Source organism: Paenibacillus xylanivorans (assembly GCF_001280595.1).
Classification (GTDB): domain Bacteria; phylum Bacillota; class Bacilli; order Paenibacillales; family Paenibacillaceae; genus Paenibacillus; species Paenibacillus xylanivorans.
Genome location: NZ_LITU01000082.1, coordinates 29,160 through 50,617 on the forward strand (window position 1 = coordinate 29,160; position 21,458 = coordinate 50,617).

18 protein-coding genes and 1 pseudogene are annotated in these 21,458 nt (G+C 49.2%); 12 read left to right on the forward strand and 7 right to left on the reverse strand.

What is annotated here, in order from left to right; translation table 11 throughout:
• Positions 1 to 582 precede the first annotated feature (582 nt).
• From AMS66_RS28360 to AMS66_RS28370, 3 genes are read right to left on the reverse strand one after another with little or no spacing between them, the layout of a single operon-like run.
• Positions 583 to 2,631: a hypothetical protein gene (locus tag AMS66_RS28360; protein ID WP_236703663.1), complete on the reverse strand. Its 2,049-nt coding sequence runs from the start codon at positions 2,629 to 2,631 to the stop codon at positions 583 to 585.
• Complete coding sequence (locus AMS66_RS28365; RefSeq protein ID WP_053783969.1) at positions 2,585 to 3,487, reverse strand: ABC transporter ATP-binding protein; 903 nt, start codon at positions 3,485 to 3,487, stop codon at positions 2,585 to 2,587. Before AMS66_RS28365 ends, AMS66_RS28360 begins: the two co-directional genes overlap by 47 nt.
• A complete protein-coding gene (locus tag AMS66_RS28370) occupies positions 3,480 to 3,869 on the reverse strand; it encodes a GntR family transcriptional regulator (RefSeq protein ID WP_053783970.1) in 390 nt (129 codons plus the stop codon). Before AMS66_RS28370 ends, AMS66_RS28365 begins: the two co-directional genes overlap by 8 nt.
• 476 nt (positions 3,870 to 4,345) lie before the next feature.
• On the opposite strand from AMS66_RS28370, the gene AMS66_RS28375 reads away from it, so the two are divergent.
• Together AMS66_RS28375 and AMS66_RS28380 are read left to right on the forward strand one after the other, a co-directional pair.
• Positions 4,346 to 5,185 (forward strand): futalosine hydrolase, encoded by an 840-nt coding sequence (locus tag AMS66_RS28375; protein WP_053783971.1) that lies wholly within the window; start codon positions 4,346 to 4,348, stop codon positions 5,183 to 5,185.
• A complete protein-coding gene (locus AMS66_RS28380) occupies positions 5,182 to 6,024 on the forward strand; it encodes a 1,4-dihydroxy-6-naphthoate synthase (protein WP_053783972.1) in 843 nt (280 codons plus the stop codon). The genes AMS66_RS28375 and AMS66_RS28380 overlap by 4 nt, the downstream gene beginning before the upstream one ends.
• A gap of 208 nt (positions 6,025 to 6,232) precedes the next feature.
• Here AMS66_RS28380 and AMS66_RS28385 read toward each other — a convergent pair whose 3' ends face one another.
• Both AMS66_RS28385 and AMS66_RS28390 read right to left on the reverse strand, forming a co-directional pair.
• Complete coding sequence (locus tag AMS66_RS28385) at positions 6,233 to 6,853, reverse strand: pyroglutamyl-peptidase I (protein WP_053783973.1); 621 nt, start codon at positions 6,851 to 6,853, stop codon at positions 6,233 to 6,235.
• Positions 6,854 to 6,866: 13 nt separating this feature from the next.
• Entirely contained in the window at positions 6,867 to 7,877 is a 1,011-nt protein-coding gene (locus AMS66_RS28390; RefSeq protein WP_024633470.1) for a Gfo/Idh/MocA family protein, read from the reverse strand.
• Between the two features lie 227 nt (positions 7,878 to 8,104).
• Here AMS66_RS28390 and AMS66_RS28395 point away from each other — a divergent pair, with 227 nt between their 5' ends.
• The 6 genes from AMS66_RS28395 to AMS66_RS28420 all read left to right on the forward strand — a co-directional run bounded on the left by AMS66_RS28395 (position 8,105) and on the right by AMS66_RS28420 (position 14,587).
• The gene (locus AMS66_RS28395) at positions 8,105 to 8,845 is read left to right on the forward strand and encodes an ABC transporter ATP-binding protein (protein WP_053783974.1); all 741 of its coding nucleotides are present in this window, start codon (positions 8,105 to 8,107) and stop codon (positions 8,843 to 8,845) included.
• Positions 8,846 to 8,854: 9 nt separating this feature from the next.
• Complete coding sequence (locus AMS66_RS28400; RefSeq protein ID WP_053783975.1) at positions 8,855 to 9,604, forward strand: ABC transporter permease; 750 nt, start codon at positions 8,855 to 8,857, stop codon at positions 9,602 to 9,604.
• A 33-nt stretch (positions 9,605 to 9,637) separates the two neighbouring features.
• Positions 9,638 to 11,356, forward strand: a complete 1,719-nt coding sequence (locus tag AMS66_RS28405) for a helix-turn-helix domain-containing protein (RefSeq protein ID WP_053783976.1) — start codon at positions 9,638 to 9,640, stop codon at positions 11,354 to 11,356.
• 202 nt (positions 11,357 to 11,558) lie between these two features.
• Complete coding sequence (locus AMS66_RS28410; RefSeq protein ID WP_052016823.1) at positions 11,559 to 12,530, forward strand: FecCD family ABC transporter permease; 972 nt, start codon at positions 11,559 to 11,561, stop codon at positions 12,528 to 12,530.
• Between the two features lie 2 nt (positions 12,531 to 12,532).
• On the forward strand, positions 12,533 to 13,549 hold the full coding sequence (locus tag AMS66_RS28415) for a FecCD family ABC transporter permease (RefSeq protein WP_053783977.1): 1,017 nt from the start codon (positions 12,533 to 12,535) through the stop codon (positions 13,547 to 13,549).
• Between the two features lie 90 nt (positions 13,550 to 13,639).
• Positions 13,640 to 14,587, forward strand: coding sequence for an iron-hydroxamate ABC transporter substrate-binding protein (locus AMS66_RS28420; protein ID WP_053783978.1), 948 nt, complete (start codon positions 13,640 to 13,642; stop codon positions 14,585 to 14,587).
• Between the two features lie 128 nt (positions 14,588 to 14,715).
• On the opposite strand, the pseudogene AMS66_RS32075 reads toward AMS66_RS28420, so the two are convergent.
• A pseudogene (locus AMS66_RS32075) lies at positions 14,716 to 14,970 on the reverse strand (NUDIX hydrolase); the annotation flags it as partial.
• Between the two features lie 136 nt (positions 14,971 to 15,106).
• Here AMS66_RS32075 and AMS66_RS28430 point away from each other — a divergent pair.
• From AMS66_RS28430 to AMS66_RS28440, 3 genes are all read left to right on the forward strand, one after another.
• On the forward strand, positions 15,107 to 15,541 hold the full coding sequence (locus AMS66_RS28430) for a MarR family winged helix-turn-helix transcriptional regulator (RefSeq protein ID WP_053783980.1): 435 nt from the start codon (positions 15,107 to 15,109) through the stop codon (positions 15,539 to 15,541).
• Between the two features lie 69 nt (positions 15,542 to 15,610).
• Positions 15,611 to 17,332, forward strand: a complete 1,722-nt coding sequence (locus AMS66_RS28435) for an ABC transporter ATP-binding protein (protein WP_053783981.1) — start codon at positions 15,611 to 15,613, stop codon at positions 17,330 to 17,332.
• Positions 17,316 to 19,148, forward strand: a complete 1,833-nt coding sequence (locus AMS66_RS28440; protein ID WP_201782239.1) for an ABC transporter ATP-binding protein — start codon at positions 17,316 to 17,318, stop codon at positions 19,146 to 19,148. The genes AMS66_RS28435 and AMS66_RS28440 overlap by 17 nt, the downstream gene beginning before the upstream one ends.
• Before the next feature lie 100 nt (positions 19,149 to 19,248).
• Here AMS66_RS28440 and AMS66_RS28445 read toward each other — a convergent pair whose 3' ends face one another.
• A complete protein-coding gene (locus tag AMS66_RS28445; RefSeq protein ID WP_236703664.1) occupies positions 19,249 to 20,805 on the reverse strand; it encodes an ATP-binding protein in 1,557 nt (518 codons plus the stop codon).
• Between the two features lie 275 nt (positions 20,806 to 21,080).
• On the opposite strand from AMS66_RS28445, the gene AMS66_RS28450 reads away from it, so the two are divergent.
• On the forward strand, positions 21,081 to 21,416 hold the full coding sequence (locus AMS66_RS28450; protein WP_053783983.1) for a hypothetical protein: 336 nt from the start codon (positions 21,081 to 21,083) through the stop codon (positions 21,414 to 21,416).
• Positions 21,417 to 21,458: the final 42 nt, after the last annotated feature.

The window sequence follows — 21,458 nt, forward strand, 5'->3', positions numbered from 1 at the left end:
CGCTTCAACAGCGGAGGAATAATACATCACACTCATACTGAATATGATGATGAGTCCCAGGCTCATACGCGTCCAAACGTTAGCGCGAAGGTTAGGGCGTGACCCGTATCGGTTGCTCATGAAACTATAATCTTTCATGCTCCTCATACGGGATTGGTTCATGATCTGTTGCTTGTCTTCATCCCCCTCATTGATGCCGTGCTTCCTGATTCGTGTTGTACATGAACAAAGACTCGCTTGATGATTTCCCTTGTCCTCCAAAATTCCAGTTTGCATTCTCTTCTGCTCCCTTCAAATTGAATTGATAGTTAGAACCTACTGGAGTGTCTGTGCGGTGATTCGATTACAATCCCTGATATACAAACTGGCAAAAAACAAAAAAAGCACCCGTAAGTCAGGCGTATTGCCTGCTCTTACGGGTGCTTCCCTCATAAGCCGTTCCATATGGGATTCGCCGAAATAGTCATCATTTCGAATCGAACCACTACCTTTTTCTAATATATTCCATACGTTGTATCTGGTCAAGCCAGATAGAGAAATCAGCATATTTACCGGGAGAACCCTTCCCGCTTGCAGATTATCTTACTGTCCGGCCAGGATGGCTTTCATTTCTTCTGTCAGGTCTTCTTCCTTCAGTATCATGTAGATATTCTCCCCCTGGGTAACATTCAACTTGATCTGATAGATGGTATCTCTCTCTGTTTGATAACCGGACCGTTGACGCTTGAGCAGTTGGCTGATAATTTTTTTATTTTTGGTTGCGACCTGTTTATTGCCAGTAGCATTCCCGTCTACATACTCTGACTGAGGATAGAGCAACTGAGGATTCCCGGGACTGTTGACCTCCTGCTTCACAAACTGCGCGGAAGCCACCTCATCTACTGAAAATTCCAGTTGTTCGTATAATTTGTTTTCTTTCAGCCAATCCAATACTCGATCATAGCTTGGTTTGATCTCAAAATTCCACATCTCCTTAGGCTGAAAAGGATCATTCGATGAAGAATCCTGATTCATTTCCGCAATTGCAAAAGACTGCCACGGGGAACGTTGCTCCTCGTATGTCTGGTCCATAATATCCTGCTTCAGCAATTCCTTGAACTCACGAACTTGCTGCGGATTACTGATATACACCTTCAGATAAGGACTAATGGTTGAGCGAATTCCAATACTCAGCGCGTCCTCTTCCAGCTTATACGTATCATATGCAACTCTTTTGTAGTCCTGGGTCTGTTTCAGAGTCATTAATTCCTGACGGAACTCAGCTTCGGGAATGTAGTATTTGCGTTTCATCACCTTGCCGTTATCCAGCTTGTAATTAATAAACACATACTCGTCATTACGCATACCTGGATTGATGGGATCATCCAGCAAAGACAGATCAGAATCCACGATCTTCTGATGAAGAGCAATAACGGCTTTCATATATTCAGAATCACTTAAATAAAAAGGACCATCATCCACCTTCAATGAGACACCGTTTGTATAAGTGTATCTCTCCCCCCCAAGCTTGATACTGTTGACCTTGTTCAGTTCAGGTACTCGGATAACATATCCATTCCAATTGGCAACAGGGACGTACAGAATCAATCCAGCCACGATACCATATAAAGCAAACTTGGGCAGCAGTTTGCTGCTCCAGATCAACCACGTCTTGCGGATAATCATCTCGGCACCAATATAACCGACAATTCCACCGAGGATATATCCGAAGATTCCCCACCCCGATGATCCTCTTGGAGCAATTATGGTAAAGTAGGCACCGCCAATTAAAACCAGCGTAAACATTAAACCAAATCGGAATATGGGTTTAACCAGCGTAAACGTCACCGCTTGGGTAGCAGATTCCACCTGTCTCTTCGCATAGAATACGTAAGACAACGGGATGAATAACAGTGTCAATATCGAATAAATAATGAGTTCCCAACCGATCACAGGAGCCCCACTAATCGAAGCCATGCGAAGGACTAAAGATATTTTTTCTGCATTTCGCCCAATCTCATCGTACGGATATCCAAGCAGGTAATGCTGAAGATGCAAGGAAAAAATGAACCATACAACAACAGGCAACAATAGAAGCGCGTACACGGTGAGTCCCTGCAACACGGACTGTCCAATGCACATACCAACCACCACGGTCAGCATGAACATAAACAACGAGTAAATGCTCATACTGAGGCCCCACATCCAGATTGAACTACCTCCGAATATAAATGCGGGCTGATCCAGTGCTGCCCATACCCAGCCTGTAATGGCAGTCGTTATCCAGATCGGAAGCAGGATCATAATAAATCCTGTCAACAAATTAACGGTTAACAGATGCTTGCGGCGCAGCGGCAAACTGTGAAACAGATCTGAAGGTGCACCGGATTGCACATACCGGAACAGAAAAATGCCCGCAGCTACCGGGAACGTAATGGCAAACAGAATTTGTACTTCTCCATTCGCCTGGAACAAACTCGTAATCTGCTGTGGTAAATCCCGGTACTCTGTACCGATATGGAGCGGTAGCGAAAACAACAACGTGATCAGGTACAAGATGCCGATCCATCCATGCTGCCTGAAATTTTGGAACAGGATGCCCCGGTTACAGAACAATCGGTTGAATATCATATCCTGCATCCTCCATTTCATAGATAAATATTTCTTCCAGCGTCAGCGGCAGCACATCCAGCAGATAGGGATCAAATGCACGGAATCGTTCCGTCACAGCCTCGCGATTGCCTTTCACAATAAACAGGGATACACTTCCACGCTGCTCTTCATGCAAAATATTCACCTGTTCATCCATTGCCTTGGCATGATCAGGATGGCGGAAAGCAACCTGAATTTTATGCGTATCAGCCTTCAGATCATCCAGATCTTTCTCTACGATAATCCGGCCTTTATGCATGATGGCAACATGGTCGCACAAATCTTCAATCTCGCGCAAATTGTGAGACGAGATCAGAATCGTCACTTGACGCTCCGCTGCTTCCTGGAACAGCAGATTCTTGATCTGCTGCCGCATGACCGGATCAAGTCCATCGATCGGCTCATCCATGAGCAGCACTTCAGGCATACAGCTGAGCCCAAGCCAGACGGCTGCCTGACGGCGCATGCCTTTGGACATGCGATGCAGTTTACGTTTCACGTCCAGTTTAAATACACTGCCGAGCTGCACAAAACGCTCCTCATTCCAGCGCGGGTATACCGAACGATAGAACTCAGCCATCTGATGGATGGACGATTGCGGGAAAAAGTAAGGCGCATCCGCCATAAAAATGGTGCGTCCCTTGAGGTCCATATTTTCATATATTTCTTGTCCCTCAATGCGAACCGTTCCGCTATCCTGACGATAGATGCCTGCCAGTATTTTGAGCAGCGACGTTTTGCCTGCCCCGTTGGAACCGAGCAAACCGTAGATCGATCCCTTATGTACTTGCATCGTGACGCCATCAACGGCTTTTTCCTGTTCAAATGCCTTAATGACCTGATTCAGCTCAATCATGCGGCTCCCCCTTCTCTATACGGGCCATCGCTTCCTCAAATAAAAGCGTCATATCGGCTTTGCTCAAACCGGAATATGAAGCTTCCGCAATCAGCTTCACCAGAGCGGCTCTGATTTCATCTCTCATGGCTGCATTCGGATGTTCCACGGACGATGATACGAAGCTCCCTTTTCCCTGCAATGAATAGATATAACCTTCACGTTCAAGTTCCCGGTACGCTTTCTGAATCGTATTCGGATTAACCGTGAGTTGCCCGGACAGTGTGCGAACGGAAGGCAGCTGCTCATCAGGTTGGAGAACACCGTACACGATCATTTCTTTGATTTTGTCCACTAGTTGCTCATAGATCGCCTTACGGCTGCGTACATCCAATTCGAACATCCCGCACCTCCTCTCTATAAAAGTTGTAATACCCTATTGATGAAAGATGACTGTATTTTGAAGTGTATATATCCAACACTAAGGTGTATTAACTGTACTATTATTATTAGTACAGTTAATACAGATTGTCAACCATTTACTTTGACTTCTCGTATGATTCGCGTTAGGTTTATATATATGATTAAAGTGACATATAGACAGATGGAAATAGATCACTCTGTTATATAAAACGCGTAATTTCGGGGTTCAGTTTGGTTCGGGCGGGTTGCTACTGTTCGTTAAATCACTTATCCAGCTAAATACGTTCAATGCTTGTTCTGATCTTTCCTCTTCCGTTATGATGGAGAAGAACGTTGTGCACATTCACTGGTTCACGCGCTCGCTTCGCTCGTTGTCTGTACAGTTGTCCTAACGTCTGACATATGCGTACATATTTTATAGATGGCTTTTAAAAACCTCATAAAGGAGAATCCGGGATGAATGAACAGAAACAGAATGATTCTATAGAACGTAATCGCCCAGAAACTACAAGCTTGTCAAGTAGCTTTGAAACAAACTCGACATCCACAGCTTCGACACAGCGTGTATTAATCGTAACCGCCGTTGATGCGGAAAAAGAGGCTGTACTGCGCGGCCTGGGTGACCAGGCAGCGGAACGCTTTGATGTGATAGCTGCGGGCGTAGGCCCTGCCTCGGCCGCTGCAGGAACCGCTGCCGCGCTGGCGCAAGGCTCCGCTGCGCCAAGCAAACCCGATGCGGCACAGGCATCTGCCGCATCCTCAAGGCCGGGGCCCCTTGCCGGGACCGGACTGACCCCAGCGTACACGCTGGTGGTCAGTGCCGGCATCGGTGGCGGGTTCCCCGGCCGGGCGGACGTCGGCTCCCTCGTGGTGGCCGACGCCATGGTTGCCGCCGATCTGGGCTCGCAGACGCCAGACGGCTTCCTCAGCGTGGACGAACTCGGTTTCGGCTCGTCCCGTGTGGCGGCGGACGCGGTGCTTGCCGCGCGCCTGCGCCATGAGCTGCAGCGGGCAGGGCTCGCTGTCAGCGGAGGCACGGCGGTCACCGTATCTACGGCGACCGGAACTGCCGAGACGGCCGCGGAGCTGCTGCGCCGCGTGCCGGATGCCGCCGCCGAAGGCATGGAAGGCTTCGGCGTAGCAACCGCAGCCCAGCAGTTCGGCGTGCCGGCACTCGAACTGCGGGCTATATCCAACGCGGTCGGTCCACGCAACCGCGACGCCTGGCGCATCAAGGACGCCCTGGATGCGCTCCAGGCTGCAAGTTCCATTTTACGGGAGGTACTTACATCATGAAAATTGCATTTTCCCCTTGTCCCAACGATACATTTATCTTTCACGCCTGGGTGCATGGACTGATTCCAGGTGCACCTGAGCTTGATGTCCGTTATGCGGACATCGATATTACCAACGGCCTTGCGGCAAATCCGGATGGACCAGATACACCTGAAGTCATGAAAATATCCTATGCAGCACTGCCTTATGTGCTGAATGATTATGCGCTCTTGCCTGCGGGCGGCGCACTTGGCAGAGGATGTGGTCCACTGGTTCTGACCGCTAACGGCACAACCGATCCGGCCTATCTCTCGGGACGCCGAGTTGCCGTGCCGAGCGAACGTTCAACAGCCTACCTGTTATTCCGTCTCTGGGCAGCACAAAATGTTCCCGGCGGTGTAGGCGAGATTGTCGTTATGCCATTCGACCAGATTATGCCTGCTGTCCGGGACGGCAAGATCGATGCCGGCTTGGTGATCCATGAAGCACGCTTCACGTACCAGAATTATGATCTCAAACTTATGACAGATCTCGGTAACTGGTGGGAAAGCGACACTGGCCTGCCAATCCCTCTGGGTGCAATCATCGCCCGTCGCAACCTGGATGCTCACGCTCTTGCAGGTTGGGCACGTGCCTCGGTGGAATACGCATGGGCGCATCCGGATGAGTCCAAAACATACGTCATGGAACATGCACAAGAGATGGACCCTGATGTAACTGCGCAGCATATCGGCCTGTACGTTAACGAGTTCAGCGCCGACCTGGGCGATGACGGTTACGGTGCAATTACAGCGTTGCTTGGTCGAGCGATGAAAGAAGGACTTGTTCCCGAGTTCGATCTGGATTTGTTGCGGATTTAATTCGCACGGCATCAATACAAAACATACATCACTGAGGTCTGTGCCCAATTTCGTTTTTCTATTTTCTGCTGGGTACAGTCTCATTACTGATACTACCGATAACTAAAAGGGCTGTCCTATAAAGTCATGTTCATGACAATAGGACAGCCCTTTTTAATTTATTTCAACAACAAACCGAACCCGTATCACAATATTGTTCCAAACTCCATCATTCCGCCACTACCGTGCGAATCATAATCCGCAGAGCATCCAGCATCATGGGAATGGGTAGTGACGACACGGAAGGCTGAAGCACAGCCATCTCCGTTGAAGCCGGAAAATGTACAAATCCGGCACGAATCGGAAGCTGTTTCAACCGAATATGATCCAGCACCCGGTACATCGTATTGTTGCAAATATACGTACCTGCCGTATTGGACACTGCAGCCGGGATGCCTGCTGCCCCTATGTTACTCACCATCGCACGAATCGGCAATGTAGAGAACAGGCCGTCCGGGCTCCCTTCCACTATGAGCTCGTCCACGGGATGTTGGCCCTGGTTGTCCGCGAAGGAGCCAGGAGGAACGTCTTTGACATTGACAGCAATCCGTTCAGGTGTAATGGCTGTCCTGCCTTTGGCCAGTCCACAGGCGATGACGGCATCCGGTTGATAGGATTCCATCTCTGCGATTAGCAGATCCGCACATTCATCGAAGTGCACAGGCAGCAGTACTGTTTTCAGCTCTGCTCCCTCAATCACTTCATGCGCAAGTGCTTCCATCAGTTCTCCCGTCGGATTCACCGCATCCCCGCCAAAAGGTTCAAATCCGGAGATCAGAATTTTCACCATCGCTTCTCCACTCCTATCTATTTATTTCGGATTTGTAACGCAGGCCCCACTGACCACGAATCGTGTCCATCAGCTTCATAATTTCCAGGGATTCGTCCAGTTGGATCGTTCTGCTCTCTGTACGTCCCTCCAGGATGCAGCGCCCTGCTTCCTCCGCTTCAAACGCATATCCGATACATGTCCGGTCATCGGTAAATTTCTCCGGTTCATCCTGACCGTTCACGTGCAGATAGGCTTCCTTGCCTGCCAGGAAGAGCGGCAAACGAATGTATCCTTCTGTGCCATATATGACCGCTTCGTTACTCAGGTTAAGCCGAATGGCCCCATTCAGCGATGCAGAACGACCTTCGGAATAAGACAACAATACGGAGAATTGTTCATCCACACCCGTCTGTCCAATGTTCGCCGTACTCCACACATGCTGAGGCTGCTCGCCAAAAATCATGGACGCAAAGGAGATCGGATATACCCCTGCATCGAGCAAAGCACCTCCACCCAGATCCGGGTTAAGCAACCTGCCTTCCGGCTCCCAGCCTACACGGAAACCAAAGTCTGCTTTGACCAGACGTACCTCGCCGATTCTGCCTTCCGCAATCCATGCTCTGGCCTGAGTGATCGGCGGCAGGAAGCGTGTCCACATGCCTTCCATGAGAAAAAGCTTGCGCTCACGCGCCTTCTCCACCAGTTGCTCCAGCTGACGGGCATTCATCGTAAACGGTTTCTCACAGAGTACCGCTTTGCCCGCTTCCAGACAGGCAAGCACATTTTCCTTATGTAACGGATGGGGGGTTGCCACATAAATAATATCCACTTCAGGGTCCTGCAGCATTTCATCATATGAACCGTAAGCGCGTGCAAAACCATATTCAGCTGCAAACTTCTCTGCGCTTTCGGCTGTTCGTGAACCTACCGCTGCTTTTACGGCGTTCCCGGCATGCTCCAAATCCCGCGCGAACTGAGATGCAATCCATCCTGTGCCCATAATGCCCCAATTTACTTTGTCCCGTCCAACAACTTTCGTCATCGTAAAGCCTCCCCTGATATCAAATATTTTAAAAAGATCACGATCTTGATTAGGCCAACACGGAGTCTTCTTTATTTTACCAAAAAGAACCGCTTGCGTCAGACCGGTTTCATCTCCCCCATTCCATCATCTAAATTCAACAAACGAATTGAGACCCACTCTCATTTCAATTATTCCGTATTTTTGCTAAGATAATTGCAGATCACGGATGAAAGGACGACCCGACTTTGTCCACACTTTTAACCATTAATAAGCTAGTGAAACGTCTCGGTTTAACCGAACAGCGTATTTTATTCGAACAAGTGAATGCAGCAGTGGATCAGGCAGAACGTATTGCGATACTCGGTGCATCCGGCCAAGGGAAAAGCACATTGCTCCGCATTCTCGCCCTGCTGGATGTTCCTGATGAGGGAGATCTGATGTGGAAAGGAATTTCTTATCGGGATTCGGACCCTCGTATATGGCGCATGCGTATGACTTATGTGGCGCAGCAGGCTGTCATGCTGTCAGGCAGTGTGGAGGATAACCTGAAAATGGTACACCTGCTTCACCGACAGCCATATGATCAGGACTTGGCCCAACGCCTGCTTGCAGGCATGGGATTGGAGAACCTTGATATTCAGAAACGGGCCAGCGACCTCTCCGGTGGGGAGAAACAACGCATAGCCCTGATCCGTTCCATGATGCTTCGTCCTGAGGTGCTGCTGCTGGACGAAGTGACTGCTTCCCTGGATCGGACCAACGCCCGCCTGGTGGAAGAGCAATTGACCCGCTGGAGTCAGCAGGAGGGCACTTCCCTCGTCTGGGTTACCCATGATCAGGAACAGGCACAATCTTTCAGTACAACCACCTGGTTCATGGGCAACCAGACCTTGTTGGAACGCCAGCCGACAGCTCATTTTTTTGACAATCCGGCTACTGACCTGGCCAGACAATTCATTATGCACCCTGCCCCTGCGGCAGAATAAGGAGAAATCATGTCACTCATCGCTCTGAGTTTTACCATTATATTTGTGATGTTCACCATGCTCATCTCTGTCTGGCAGAAGCTTGATCTGGAAAAGGATATCGCCATCGGCACTGTTCGTTCTGCAGTACAACTGTTGCTTGTCGGTTATGTACTTCAATTTATTTTTAACTCGGACCACCCCGCTCTCATCATTGCCATTGTCGGATTCATGATTACAGTAGCTTCCATTAATGCCGGCAAACGCGGAAAAGGACTTCGCTGGATTTCCTTATATATTGCGGCTGCAATTACGGTTACGGAGCTGCTCATGATGGGGTTATTGTTAGGTCTGGGTATTGTGGAGCCTACTCCCCAATACATTATTCCATTGAGCGGCATGACCATCGGTAATGCCATGGTGGTGTCCGGGCTGTTTCTGAACCAGATGAAACGCGAGGTCGAATCCTCCAAAGGAGAGATTGAATCTCTGCTTGCACTGGGCGCAACGCCAAGACGCGCTTTTCAGGACGTATTGAAACGCTCCGTGAAATCCAGCATGATTCCCACGATTGATGGTATGAAAACGGTAGGACTCGTACAGCTTCCTGGCATGATGACAGGCATGATCATTGCCGGTGCCGATCCGGTTGAGGCCGTTCGTTACCAGATTCTGATCGTATTTGCTTTTACCAGTTCAGCCGCTATTACCAGCATCCTGCTCAGCCTGATGACGTACCGACAGTGGTTCACATCGGATATGCGGTTGCGCTCGCTATAACACATCAATCCCGCCAGGAAAGGAGGTCACACGATGTTAACCCATCCCAGCACCAATAATAACCGCAATACCTCCCACACGTTGAACCAACCGGATCAGCCGAAACGCACTGATGAATCCATTTCACGAACGGAAATGGATGCTTTTCTGAAGAATGCGTTGCTCGAACTTCGTCAGGCAGAGTTGATCACCGTGAATACGCATTGGCAATGGAGTCAGACCGAGCTCCCTCACCATACCTTTGTCTACTTGCACAAATTCACGGGTAAACTGGTGGCGAACGATATCGAAACCCTTGTCGCCCGTAAGTCCGCCTTCCTGTGTACTCCGGGAACTTCTCTGGAGCTCTTCTCTGATGCTGACCATGAGATTGAACTGTACATCATTCATTTCGATCTGTTTCGGGTTGCTGAGAAAACGGAAGAACGGCGAATATATGAGCGAGAGCTTGGTTCACCTTTAACAGGGTGGATTCAAGGCCCTTACTATGGGATACAGCGAATTGCCGCACAATTAACAACCGAAGCTTCACAGACCAGCCTGAAAGTGCAGCTGCTCCTGACCGATCTACTTCATATGCTCTGGCCGCAGGAAGGTCAGTCGGCTGCGGAAGGACAGGATGAGCCTGAACAATGGCTCAGATCCACCTTGCAATACATGCGGGAAAACTATATGAACGAAATCAAGCTGGAAAAGCTGGCCGAACTGGCCGGCATGCATCCGTCGTATTATTCACAGCTGTTCAAGAGCCGGATGCAGAAAAATCCTATCGAATATATCACTCATTTACGAATGAATCGGGCCAAGGAACTGCTCATGACTTCAGATCTACGTATTCGTGATGTGGCCCGCCATGTAGGCTATCGGGACGAATTCTATTTCAGCCGCAGGTTTAGGAACCATGCTGGTTATGCGCCAACATCCTACGCCAAGCAGGTCCATCGAAATATCGTCTCACTCTCCTATCCATACACCGATCACCTGATGACACTTGGCATCACACCATGCGCAGCTCAAATCCAGGGTCATCTGCCCCATGTTCCCAAATCGTTAACGCTGCCATTCCATGCCTATGAACCCTGGGAACAGGGACGCCAGGCATTCCTTGATGTGAATCCCGATTTGATTCTAACCAAGGATAACGCAGCGGCTAAAGCGATGGAACATATCGGAGATGTCGCTCCAATCATCACCATCCCTTGGAATCAGACAGACATCTTCGGTCATTTGCAGAAAATCGCCTCTATCGTGGATCGTACTCAAGCGGCGAAGGAGTGGCTTGATCGGTATGAGCGCAAGACAGAGCGGGCTCGCAAAAAGATCAGGGAAACGGCAGGTCAGATCACCGTCGCTGTCTGTACCTTAACTGCAAAAGGACCGCGCATGTACAGCAATCGCAATTTCGGTCATGTATTTTACCGCAGCCTGCAACTGGCCGCTCCTGATCGAATTCAGAGGGAACTGGCGGGAAAAACTGCCGGAGTGGGATTCAACTGGATGTCTTTCACGCCAGGAGAATGGGATGGTCTTGAAGCGGATGTGCTCCTGATTGCAGTTATGTCCATGCATGAACGTGTCGCACTGCTGCAGCAGATTACTACAGATCCGTTGTGGAAAAAATATCCTGCAGTAAAAAATGGGCGAGTGCATGTCATAGACTGGAATTCATGGGTGGTATACGCTCCGTATTCCATCAACATCCAGCTTGATGAAGCGCTCTCCATGTTGACGAACAAAGCCGTATTTCTGTAATCTAAAAAATGTCCATCTCTAGAATCTTAATTTATGCCATGTACGGGCCTGAATTAAGATTTTATAATGTTCACTAATTGATAATGATAATCAATAACAACAGCAATGCGTTGTTGGTAACAAAGGAGTGACCCGCATTCAACATCCGGGACTGTCACAACGTCCGTCCAAATCACGAAAATCCGCAGTGACGGTTGGCCTGATGTTTTTGGCGGCTATTGCCGCGCTGCTGCTTAGTATGTTTGTCGCCATTTCTCTGGGGGCCAAAGGGTTAACACTGGAGACGGTATGGACTGCCATATTTCAGTACAACCCGGCTTTGACGCCGCATCAGATTATTCACGAGTTACGGTTGCCACGTGTAATTGCTGCTGCTGTCATTGGCGCAGCCTTTGCAGTAGCTGGAGCGCTCATGCAGGGGATCACACGCAATCCGCTGGCAGACACCGGCATACTTGGAATCAATGCAGGTGCTACCTTTGTCGTGGCGCTCAGCTTCGCATTCTGGCCGGGATTACCTTATGGCTGGATCATGTTCCTGTCATTTGCAGGGGCTGTTCTCGGCACATTGCTCATTTTCCTGCTGGGCATGGCGGCCCCCGGAGGACTAACATCCATAAGGCTAACCGTTGCGGGTGCCGTTATTGCAGCGATGCTAAGTTCACTCAGCACTGGTGTAGCCATATATTTTGACTTGAGCCAGGATTTGGCCTTCTGGTATGCGGGTGGCTTCGGGGGGATTGAATGGCGGCATCTAAAGCTGATTCTGCCTGTGCTGCTGGTTGCCCTCGTGCTCACCATGCCCATGGCCCGTCGTGTCTCCCTTATGTCGCTCGGAGAAGAAGTTGCGATTAATCTCGGGATCAACCTCCGCTGGACCAGGCTGTTTGCCTTGACAGCGGTTGTAGTGCTGGCTGGCGTATCCGTATCTGCTGTAGGCTCGATCGGCTTCGTTGGATTAGTTATTCCACACATCTCTCGCAAATTGGTTGGCGTGGATTATCGACTTATTATTCCGATGTCCTCCCTGCTCGGAGCCGTCTTGCTGGTGCTCGCCGATCTGGGATCACGCATTGTGAATCCGCCTCAGGAACTGGCAGTAGGCATTATGGTCGCCTTTGTCGGTGTACCCTTCTTCCTCTATCTGGCCCGTAAAGAAAGGAGGGCCCTGTAGCGATGAACTCCAATACACACTCACGAGGCAAACGTTCCATAGCGGTCAGTGTTACGCTGCTCTGCATCGCCTGTGCCGTCATCGTGATCAGCCTCAACACGGGAACGATTCGCCTGTCACCAATGGCCGTGCTTCACACCCTGCTAGGCAATGGTACGCCGGATGATCAGATTGTATTGTTTGACTATCGACTGCCACGCATTCTGGTTACTGTACTGGCTGGAGCAGGCCTCGGCGTCGCTGGTGCTGCGCTGCAAGGTATTACACGCAATCCACTTGCCGATCCAGGCATCCTCGGATTGCATGCAGGAGCGGCCTTTGGATTGATGGTATTTGTAAGCTTCTCCCATTCCATGAATGGCTCGGTTGCCTTGCTGATTCCGTTGTTTGCTTTTGCAGGCAGTGTCGCCGCGGCGCTGATTATCATGCTGCTATCCTATGATCGTCATAACGGAGTAGCCCCCATTAAGCTTATTCTGGTGGGCATTGCCGTAGCGGCCGGATTCCATGCCTTGACGCTGTATTTGTCCCTCCGTTTGGATGAAGAAACCTATTCCTTCGCCGCTCGCTGGCTGGCTGGCAGCGTCTGGGGCAGAGACTGGGTTCATGTCCAGGCGCTGCTTCCATGGATTGTACTCTGCATCTCGTACATATGGAGTCGCTCCAAAACGCTGGATGCCTTTAATCTGGGAGATGCTGCCGCAACCAGTATTGGTACACCCGTCAGATCCCAACGTGTTATTTTGCTATTGTGCACGGTAGCATTATCTGCCGTCAGTGTGTCCATGGCTGGCGGGATTGGATTCATTGGTCTGGCGGCGCCGCATCTGGCCCGCAGACTGGTTGGCCCGATGCATCGCCATCTGATCCCAGCCGCCGGACTCATCGGTATGGTTATTCTGGTCGCCGCCGATACGGTCGGGCGAACGATCTTTCAGCCTAATTCCATTCCGGCAGGCGTCGTGGTCGCGGCGATAGGCGCACCTTACTTTTTATACCTGTTGGTACGAACCAAGTAATGGTTTTAAAGGAACAATACAAATAATTCCACCGGTACACCAAACATAAAAACGACATCCATGAGATGTTCAAGGAGATTGAGATTACCCATGTTAAAGAAAAACCTTATGCTCTTCATGAGCATCTGTCTGGTGCTTGTACTCGCAGCCTGCGGGAACGCCAATAATTCATCCTCTGCTTCGGAAGGTTCCACTACGGACACTTCGAACGCTACACAGGACACCAATTCCGCTTCTGGAGACCAACGCATCGCATCCATGTCGATCCATCTGACCAATGACCTGCTGTCTCTCGGCATTACACCGGTTGGTTCGGTGATCGGCGGGGAAGCTAAAGCCTTCCTGTCCCATGTTGCTGACCGTCTTCAAAATACAACACCGCTCGGTCCCGTCAAGGACCCGGACATGGAAGCCTTGCTTGCCCTGAAACCGGATGTCATCTACCTGGACGAAGAATTCTCCGGTGATGATATTGCCAAATTCGAGAAAATTGCCCCCGTACACGTCTTCAATCTGGATGATGGCACTTGGCGCGACCACTTGAAAGACATTGGTAAACTCGTGAATCGCGAGAAGGAAGCCGAGCAATACATTCAGGATTATGCGACAGAAACGGAAGAAGTGAAATCCCTGATCCATGACACTATTGGTGATGGTACCGTAATGGCTATCCGTGTTACCGCCAAAGAATTGCGTGTATTCAGTACACGCCGTCCGATGGGACCGATTTTGTATGAGGATCTGGGTCTGACCCCATCTAAAGGCATTGAGGAATTCGATTCGTCCAAACCATATCAAGTCGTTTCCCGTGAAGTGCTGCCCGACTTTGATGCAGATGCGATCTTTGTTGTCGTGAACTCGGATGATGAAGCTCAGAACATGTTCAAAGAGCTGCAAAACAATCCGATCTGGCAAGGGCTTAAGGCTGTCAAAGCAGGCCATGTCTACCCGATCGGTGCTCAACCTTGGCTGGATTATTCTTCAATCGGCAACAAAATGGCCATGGATGAAGCCAAAGAAATGTTCTCCAAGAAATAAAATAATCCTTACTCACAACGCATAATAAAACACAAAAAAACTCTCTTTGTAGATCGGAACAGAGTCAGGCAACACGCTCTCTCCATCCGCTCAAAGCAGAGTTTTTTTATATTCATATTTGTATCTCCGGATGGACGATGTCCTGCATTCCCCGTATACTCACCCGTTTCGATGACCCAATCGGCGTTTTTACGCCGGAAAGCGGCAGCCAGCAGCTTTTTGCCACTGATGGTCTCGTATACTTTCTGAAGAGAGGTTAGTGTAAATGTCTCCGGCATCAGATTAAAAGCAATATCCGTATATTCCACCTTGGCCCGCAGACGTTCCAGCGCGTAATGTATGATCTTCGCATGATCAAAAGCAATTCCTTGAACCTCATTCACCGAAATATTGCTGCCACAAACGTTCATTATGCCGCGCTCACACATGATTCTTTCTGGATATCAAAAATCACTTGACGATATGTCAAAGGGAACTTATCATTTAGTTAGTCGACTAATTAAAAGGATGGAAGCGCTTATGAAATCAGCTCGAAATGAACGGTTAATGGGCCAGTTATCAGAACTCGTCAAGCTACAGCGATACAAGGTGCATGAGAAGCTTGTCAACCACCCTGAGTTATATCCTGGACAACCGCCGCTGCTGTTCCAGCTTGAACGGGAAGATGGTCAGACCCAGAAGCATCTGGCCGAACAGCTGCGTCGCGCCCCTGCAACGGTAACAGTTATGCTGAAACGCATGGAAAGCTCGGGCTTTGTACGGCGTGAAGCCGACCCGAAGGATCTGCGCAGTCTGCGTGTCTACCTGACAGATCAGGGCCGTGATGCGCTTAAGGAACTGAGAGAAGTGTTCCAGGAGCTTGATTGCCAAGCTCAGAAAGATTTTACACCCGAGGAATCGCAGCTGATGTCAGCGCTCGCCCAGCGGATGGTCCAGAATCTGCGAGAATATTAAATGAGGTGCTTCTGTCTCATGAATATTTGCAACATGATTATTTCATAACGAATGAGGTGATTTTTCCCATTGTGGACGTTAAAACGATTCCTTACCCCGTATAAATCAGCGGCCATTCTTGCTCCGCTGCTCATGGTCCTTGAGGTTGCCATGGACCTGCTTCAACCCAAGCTGATGTCCAGCATTGTGGATGATGGTGTTCTTGCAGGGAACCTGTCCCACATCGTGACTACAGGTTTGTTTATGCTTCTTTTTGCGTTAATCGGATGGGTTGGCGGTGCAGGATGTACGCTGTTTTCAAGCAAAGCCGCCGTTGGATACGGCACCGATCTGCGCCAGGAGTTGTTTGATCATATCCAGAAGTTCTCGTTCCGTAATCTGGATACCTTCGAGGAGGGCTCGCTTATCACCCGCCTGACGAGTGATATCACCCAGATGCAGACCTTTGTACAGATGCTTCTGCGCATGTTCATTCGTTCGCCAATGCTGATTATCGGCAGTATTATTATGGCGTTTACGATCAGTGTCAAACTGGCGTTGATTCTCATTTTGTCCGTGCCGATTCTGTTTATCATCTTATATATCCTGATATCCGCTTCCTATCCGCTGTTCGCCAGTGTTCAGAACAAGCTCGACAAGGTGAATGCTGTTCTTCAGGAGAATCTTGCCGGCATTCGTGTCGTCAAGGCTTTTGCACGTGCACGTCAGGAGAAGAAGCGTTTCCAGCAAGCCAATGAAGATTACACCCATACGGCAGTGAAAGCCTGGCGTATCGTTTCACTGAATGCACCGGTATTAAGCCTGATGCTGAATGCTACCATTGTAGCGGTGCTGTGGTTTGGGGGCTTTCAGGTGGTGGGAGGCGATATTGCCGCCGGGGATTTGATTGCTTTTATCAACTACGTGACCGTTGTACTCTCGTCCCTCACCTCAATCGGCATGATGATGATGAGCTTCTCCCGAGCCAAGGTGTCTGCTGCACGGATCAATGAAGTGCTTCACACCCAGCCTGATATCCAATCCGGTCATGATGTGTCTCATAAAGGAGCAGGTCAGGTGGAATTCAGGGGCGTATATTTCCGCTATGATGGGGAGCATACACTATCTGGAATTACACTGACGGCTCGGCCTGGGGAAAAAGTGGCCCTGCTTGGCTCTACAGGATCGGGCAAAACCTCACTGGTACAGCTGATCCCCCGCTTGTATGATACCTCTCAGGGTGAAGTGCTTGTGAATGGAGTGAACGTGCGTAACTGGGATCTCCAGGACCTGCGCAGCCGTGTATCCATCGTATTACAGGAATCCATCTTGTTCAGTGGCAGCATTCGGGATAACATCTGCTTCGGCAGACCTGATGCAACAGAATCCGAACTGCGTGCCGCAGCTCAAGCAGCGGCAGCTGATGATTTTATCATGAATCTGAAAGATGGGTACGACACGGAACTGGGCCAGCGCGGGGTTAATCTCTCGGGTGGGCAGAAACAGCGGATTTCTATTGCCCGTGCCCTGCTCATGCAACCGGAAGTTTTGATTCTGGACGATAGCACCAGCGCCGTCGATCTGCGCACGGAAGCGAGCATTCAGAAGGCGCTGCATTCACTAATGAAAAACAGCACCACCTTCCTGATTGCACAACGGATAACTTCCGTAAAGGATGCAGACTGCATTTACGTGCTTGATGAAGGTGAGATCGTGGCAAGTGGTACACATGAGCATCTCATGGCCCATTCGTCACACTACCAATCCATCTATTATTCGCAGCAACGGAAGGAGGATGTTCAATTTGGCTAAAAACACTTCTTCCTCCATCCATCAAACCGTTATTCCGCCGATTGGAAGACCTGGGCCACCCGGCCGAGGCCCGGTTCCCAAAGTAAGAGCCAAGAATGCCCGGCACGCCATTATTCGAGTGTGGTCATACATGGGACGTCATCGCAAAGGAGTTATCACGGCTCTGGTACTGACGGCTCTTGGAACGTTGCTTAATCTGGCAGGACCTTATCTGCTCGGCCGTGCGGTCAATGAACATATCGTTCCCAAAATTACGGATGGCCTCCTGAAAGACTGCATGCTACTGCTGACTGTTTACGTCCTCGGCTCGCTCATGATGTGGGCTCAATCCTATGTCATGATCGGCGTATCTCAACTGACCGTAAAGGATCTGCGTCATGCTCTGTTTTCACGGTTGCAGCAGCTGCCGATCAGCTTTTTTGACAAAAATCAGAGCGGTGATCTGATGAGCCGGGCTACCAATGATATCGATAACGTATCCACGACGCTGAACCAAAGTGTAACCCAACTGATGTCCAGCGCCATCTTGCTGGTTGGCTCCCTGTCCATCATGTTTGCACTGGATGTCCGACTGACCCTGCTCAGTCTGGTGACGGTTCCCCTGATTACGATCGCTACTCGCCTGATCGCTTCAAGAACACGCAAGCATTTTACTGCCCAGCAGAAGCTGCTTGGTGAGCTTAATGGCTACGCTCAAGAAACCATTGCCGGACAAAAGGTGGTCGCCGCCTACAACCGTCAGGAGCAGGCACATAAACATTTTCAAAACCTGAACGAGAAGCTTCGCACTTCCAGTACCCAGGCTCAGAGCGTATCCGGTCTGGTTGGCCCAACGATGAATGTCATGAACAATATCGGCTTTGCCATACTGGCAGCGGTAGGTGGATGGATGGCTTATCATAATCTGACGTCCATCGGGCTGATTGTGAGTTTCCTTGCTTACTCCCGCCAGATTGAGCGGCCCATCAATGATCTGGCGAACCAGTACAACCTGATTCAGGCAGCCATTGCAGGTGCTGAACGCGTGTTCCACATTATTGATACACCAAGTGAATACGTGGAAGAACAGAAGAAACAGCTGGAGCAGATTCAAGGTAAAGTTGTATTTGAGGATGTATCCTTTGGATATAACCCAGAGAGAGAAATCCTGAAAAAGGTCAGCTTTACCGCGAAGCCAGGCGAGATGATTGCGCTTGTCGGACCGACTGGTGCGGGTAAAACGACCATCATCAACTTGCTGCCCCGTTTTTACGAGATTACGGGCGGACGGATTACCATTGATGGCTGCGACATCTCCGAACTGGAGAAAGATCAGCTTCGGCGCGAACTTGGCATCGTGTTACAGGATGCTTATCTATTCTCCGGAACCATTCGAGACAATATTGCCTACGGCAAACTGGATGCAACGGTTGAACAGATTCAGCAAGCGGCGAAGCTGGCCAATGCCCACTCCTTCATTCGCAAATTATCGCAGGGTTATGACACTAAGATCATTTCCGGTGGCAGCAATCTGAGTCAGGGACAGCGACAACTGTTAACCATTGCTCGTGCCATTCTCGCTGATCCCGCCATTCTTATCTTGGATGAAGCGACCAGCAGCATAGATACGCGCACCGAGATGCAGATTCAGGAAGCGATGCGCACCTTGATGAAAGACCGGACCAGCTTCGTCATAGCCCACAGGCTAAGCACGATTCGTGAGGCCGATCAGATTCTCGTCATCGATGACGGCAAAATTGCCGAACGAGGCAGCCATGATGAGTTGATGCAGCAGCAAGGTTTCTACTATCAGTTGCATCAGGGACAACTTAGTTGATTGGGTTCATGTTCATTGATTGATTAGGATACACAGCCAAAAACGCCGCAAACGGTTCTTCTGAACCCGAATGCGGCGTTTTTTATGATTGGAATTACGCTTACGTTCCCATAGGTAGATGAAGGGTGAACGTAGAGCCAATCCCCATTTCACTATGAACGGTGATTTTGCCATGATGGTCCAGAGCGATTTTCTGACAGAGCGCCAGTCCAAGTCCTGTACCTTCTTCCTTGGTCGTATAAAATGGATTAAAGATCGTTGCCAGAGATTTCTCCGGAATACCGCTGCCCGTATCGCTAATCGAGATAAGTGCTTTATCTCCATCATGCAACAGATCAATATGCACCTCACCGGGGTCTGTCATCGCTTCAAAAGCATTACGAATCAGATTAATCAGAACCTGTACAATCTTGTCCCGATCCATGTTGACCACGACTGGCTCACCAGTCATTTCAAGCGTAATCCGATGCCCCCGTGATGCTGCATCCGACTCAGTTAACGACATGACTCGTTCAAGACAGTGCTCCACTCGTTCAGGTTTCATGTGATTGGCATGTGGCTTGGAGAACTGTAGAAACTCCGCTGTCAGCTCTGTTACTCGTGTAATCTCACCCATAATAACCTCATACCATGGTGCAATATTGAAGGCCTGGCCCCGAGAAAGCTGTAGAAAGCCTCGAATGGCAGTCAGCGGGTTGCGAATTTCATGAGCCATACCTGCGGCCAGCTCACCAACAGCCCGGAGTCTTTCGGAACGGAAGACCTCCTCTCCGTTTTTCAACCATTTGCTGCGCTGCTGCTGAAACAAACTTTCCTCCGCCACCGTAATAAAGTGCTGCAACGTCTCGGACACCCCCGGATATAGAGAAATACTATAGTTCACCTGCAACCCCCGCAACTCCCCTGACAGCAGTGATGTCATGCGTTCTTCGATATTTTGTATTTCAGGCAAAACGACAGCATACCGATCCCCCGCATACCGAGATACGCCATATGCATCTGCAAACTGTTTCGAAACACTCTCACCTGTCGCTTTGATTACATGACTCCAGTTGTCTTCGACCTCTTTATCAAACCCATTGAAATTCTGAATGTTCATGATAATCAGCAAAAATGATCGTTGCTCGTCCGCCGTTTCCTTCAGTACATTCATATATCCCTCGTAGTTTAGCAATCCGGTGAGCGGGTCATGGAGAGTGAGAAAATGATTTTTCTCCCGAAGTCTACGCTTCTCTGCTTCGCTGTTAATCAAGGTGTGGTACAGAAAGATGATGACAATTGCTGTTAACATGTCAAACAGGGATACCAGCAAAGCATATGTATCGATCGGTACATACGAAAGCCGAATTACGGTATATTCAAACACAATTAACATTGAAATAGGTAACGTCTGCGTAACACGCTGTTTATCCTGAATCATGGACATGATGAGCAGATAATACAGCATATTGCACCAGTTCAGTTCACTGAAATAGTGGAATATCCCAAGAAAGACCCAGTGGAAGTTACGCAGTGCAGGATAACGTTTCTCCCCGTATATACTTGCTACAAATAACACACCACCACATATCATTAACGTGAGATGGGGAGTAAGCCCTAGAAAATAAGAGGACAGGATCACAAGCAGACATCCCAGCGGGAAAATAAGCATTTTCATCGTGTAACTTAGCAAAAAGCCTCGCCCCCTTTGACATAATTCTCACATCCAGATTCTATTTACATGTATTATATAGATTATGATTAGCTGATGTTGTCGATATTTGGAGGCTCGTCAAATTCACATGGATGTATAAGTTTATAATTAAAGTAGGACAAACGGTTTATAGGAAATCAGATAATGCGAAACAATCCTTCAATCACAATGCTAAGAACTGTGTTACAATACATTAATGGATTTATTTAGGATAAAACCTTGGTTATGGAGGGATACGAATGATTCATCAAAGAAAACCGTTGGGCATCGGTACACTTTCTTTGCTTGTACTCGCAATGGGGTTGGCCTTTAATTTCCCCTGGGGCACAGAAAAGGTGCAGCTCAGCCACTATTTATTTAATCTGCTGAACTTGCCTATCTATAGCAATGGTCATCAAGGATTTCACATTCCATTTATCGTAGCTATAATCTTTTGGTTATCTACCGTTTTGATCGCACGCAAATATCATTCTCACTATGGTACAAAGTTGGCCTACAAGGTCGGTGGTTTCATGCTGATCTTTAGCGTCATGATCTTTCCACTTTACGGAATAATATGGACTGTATTTCATTAAAAGAGAAAAATAAGCATAAGGCCAGCCCCTGTCATTCCAGGA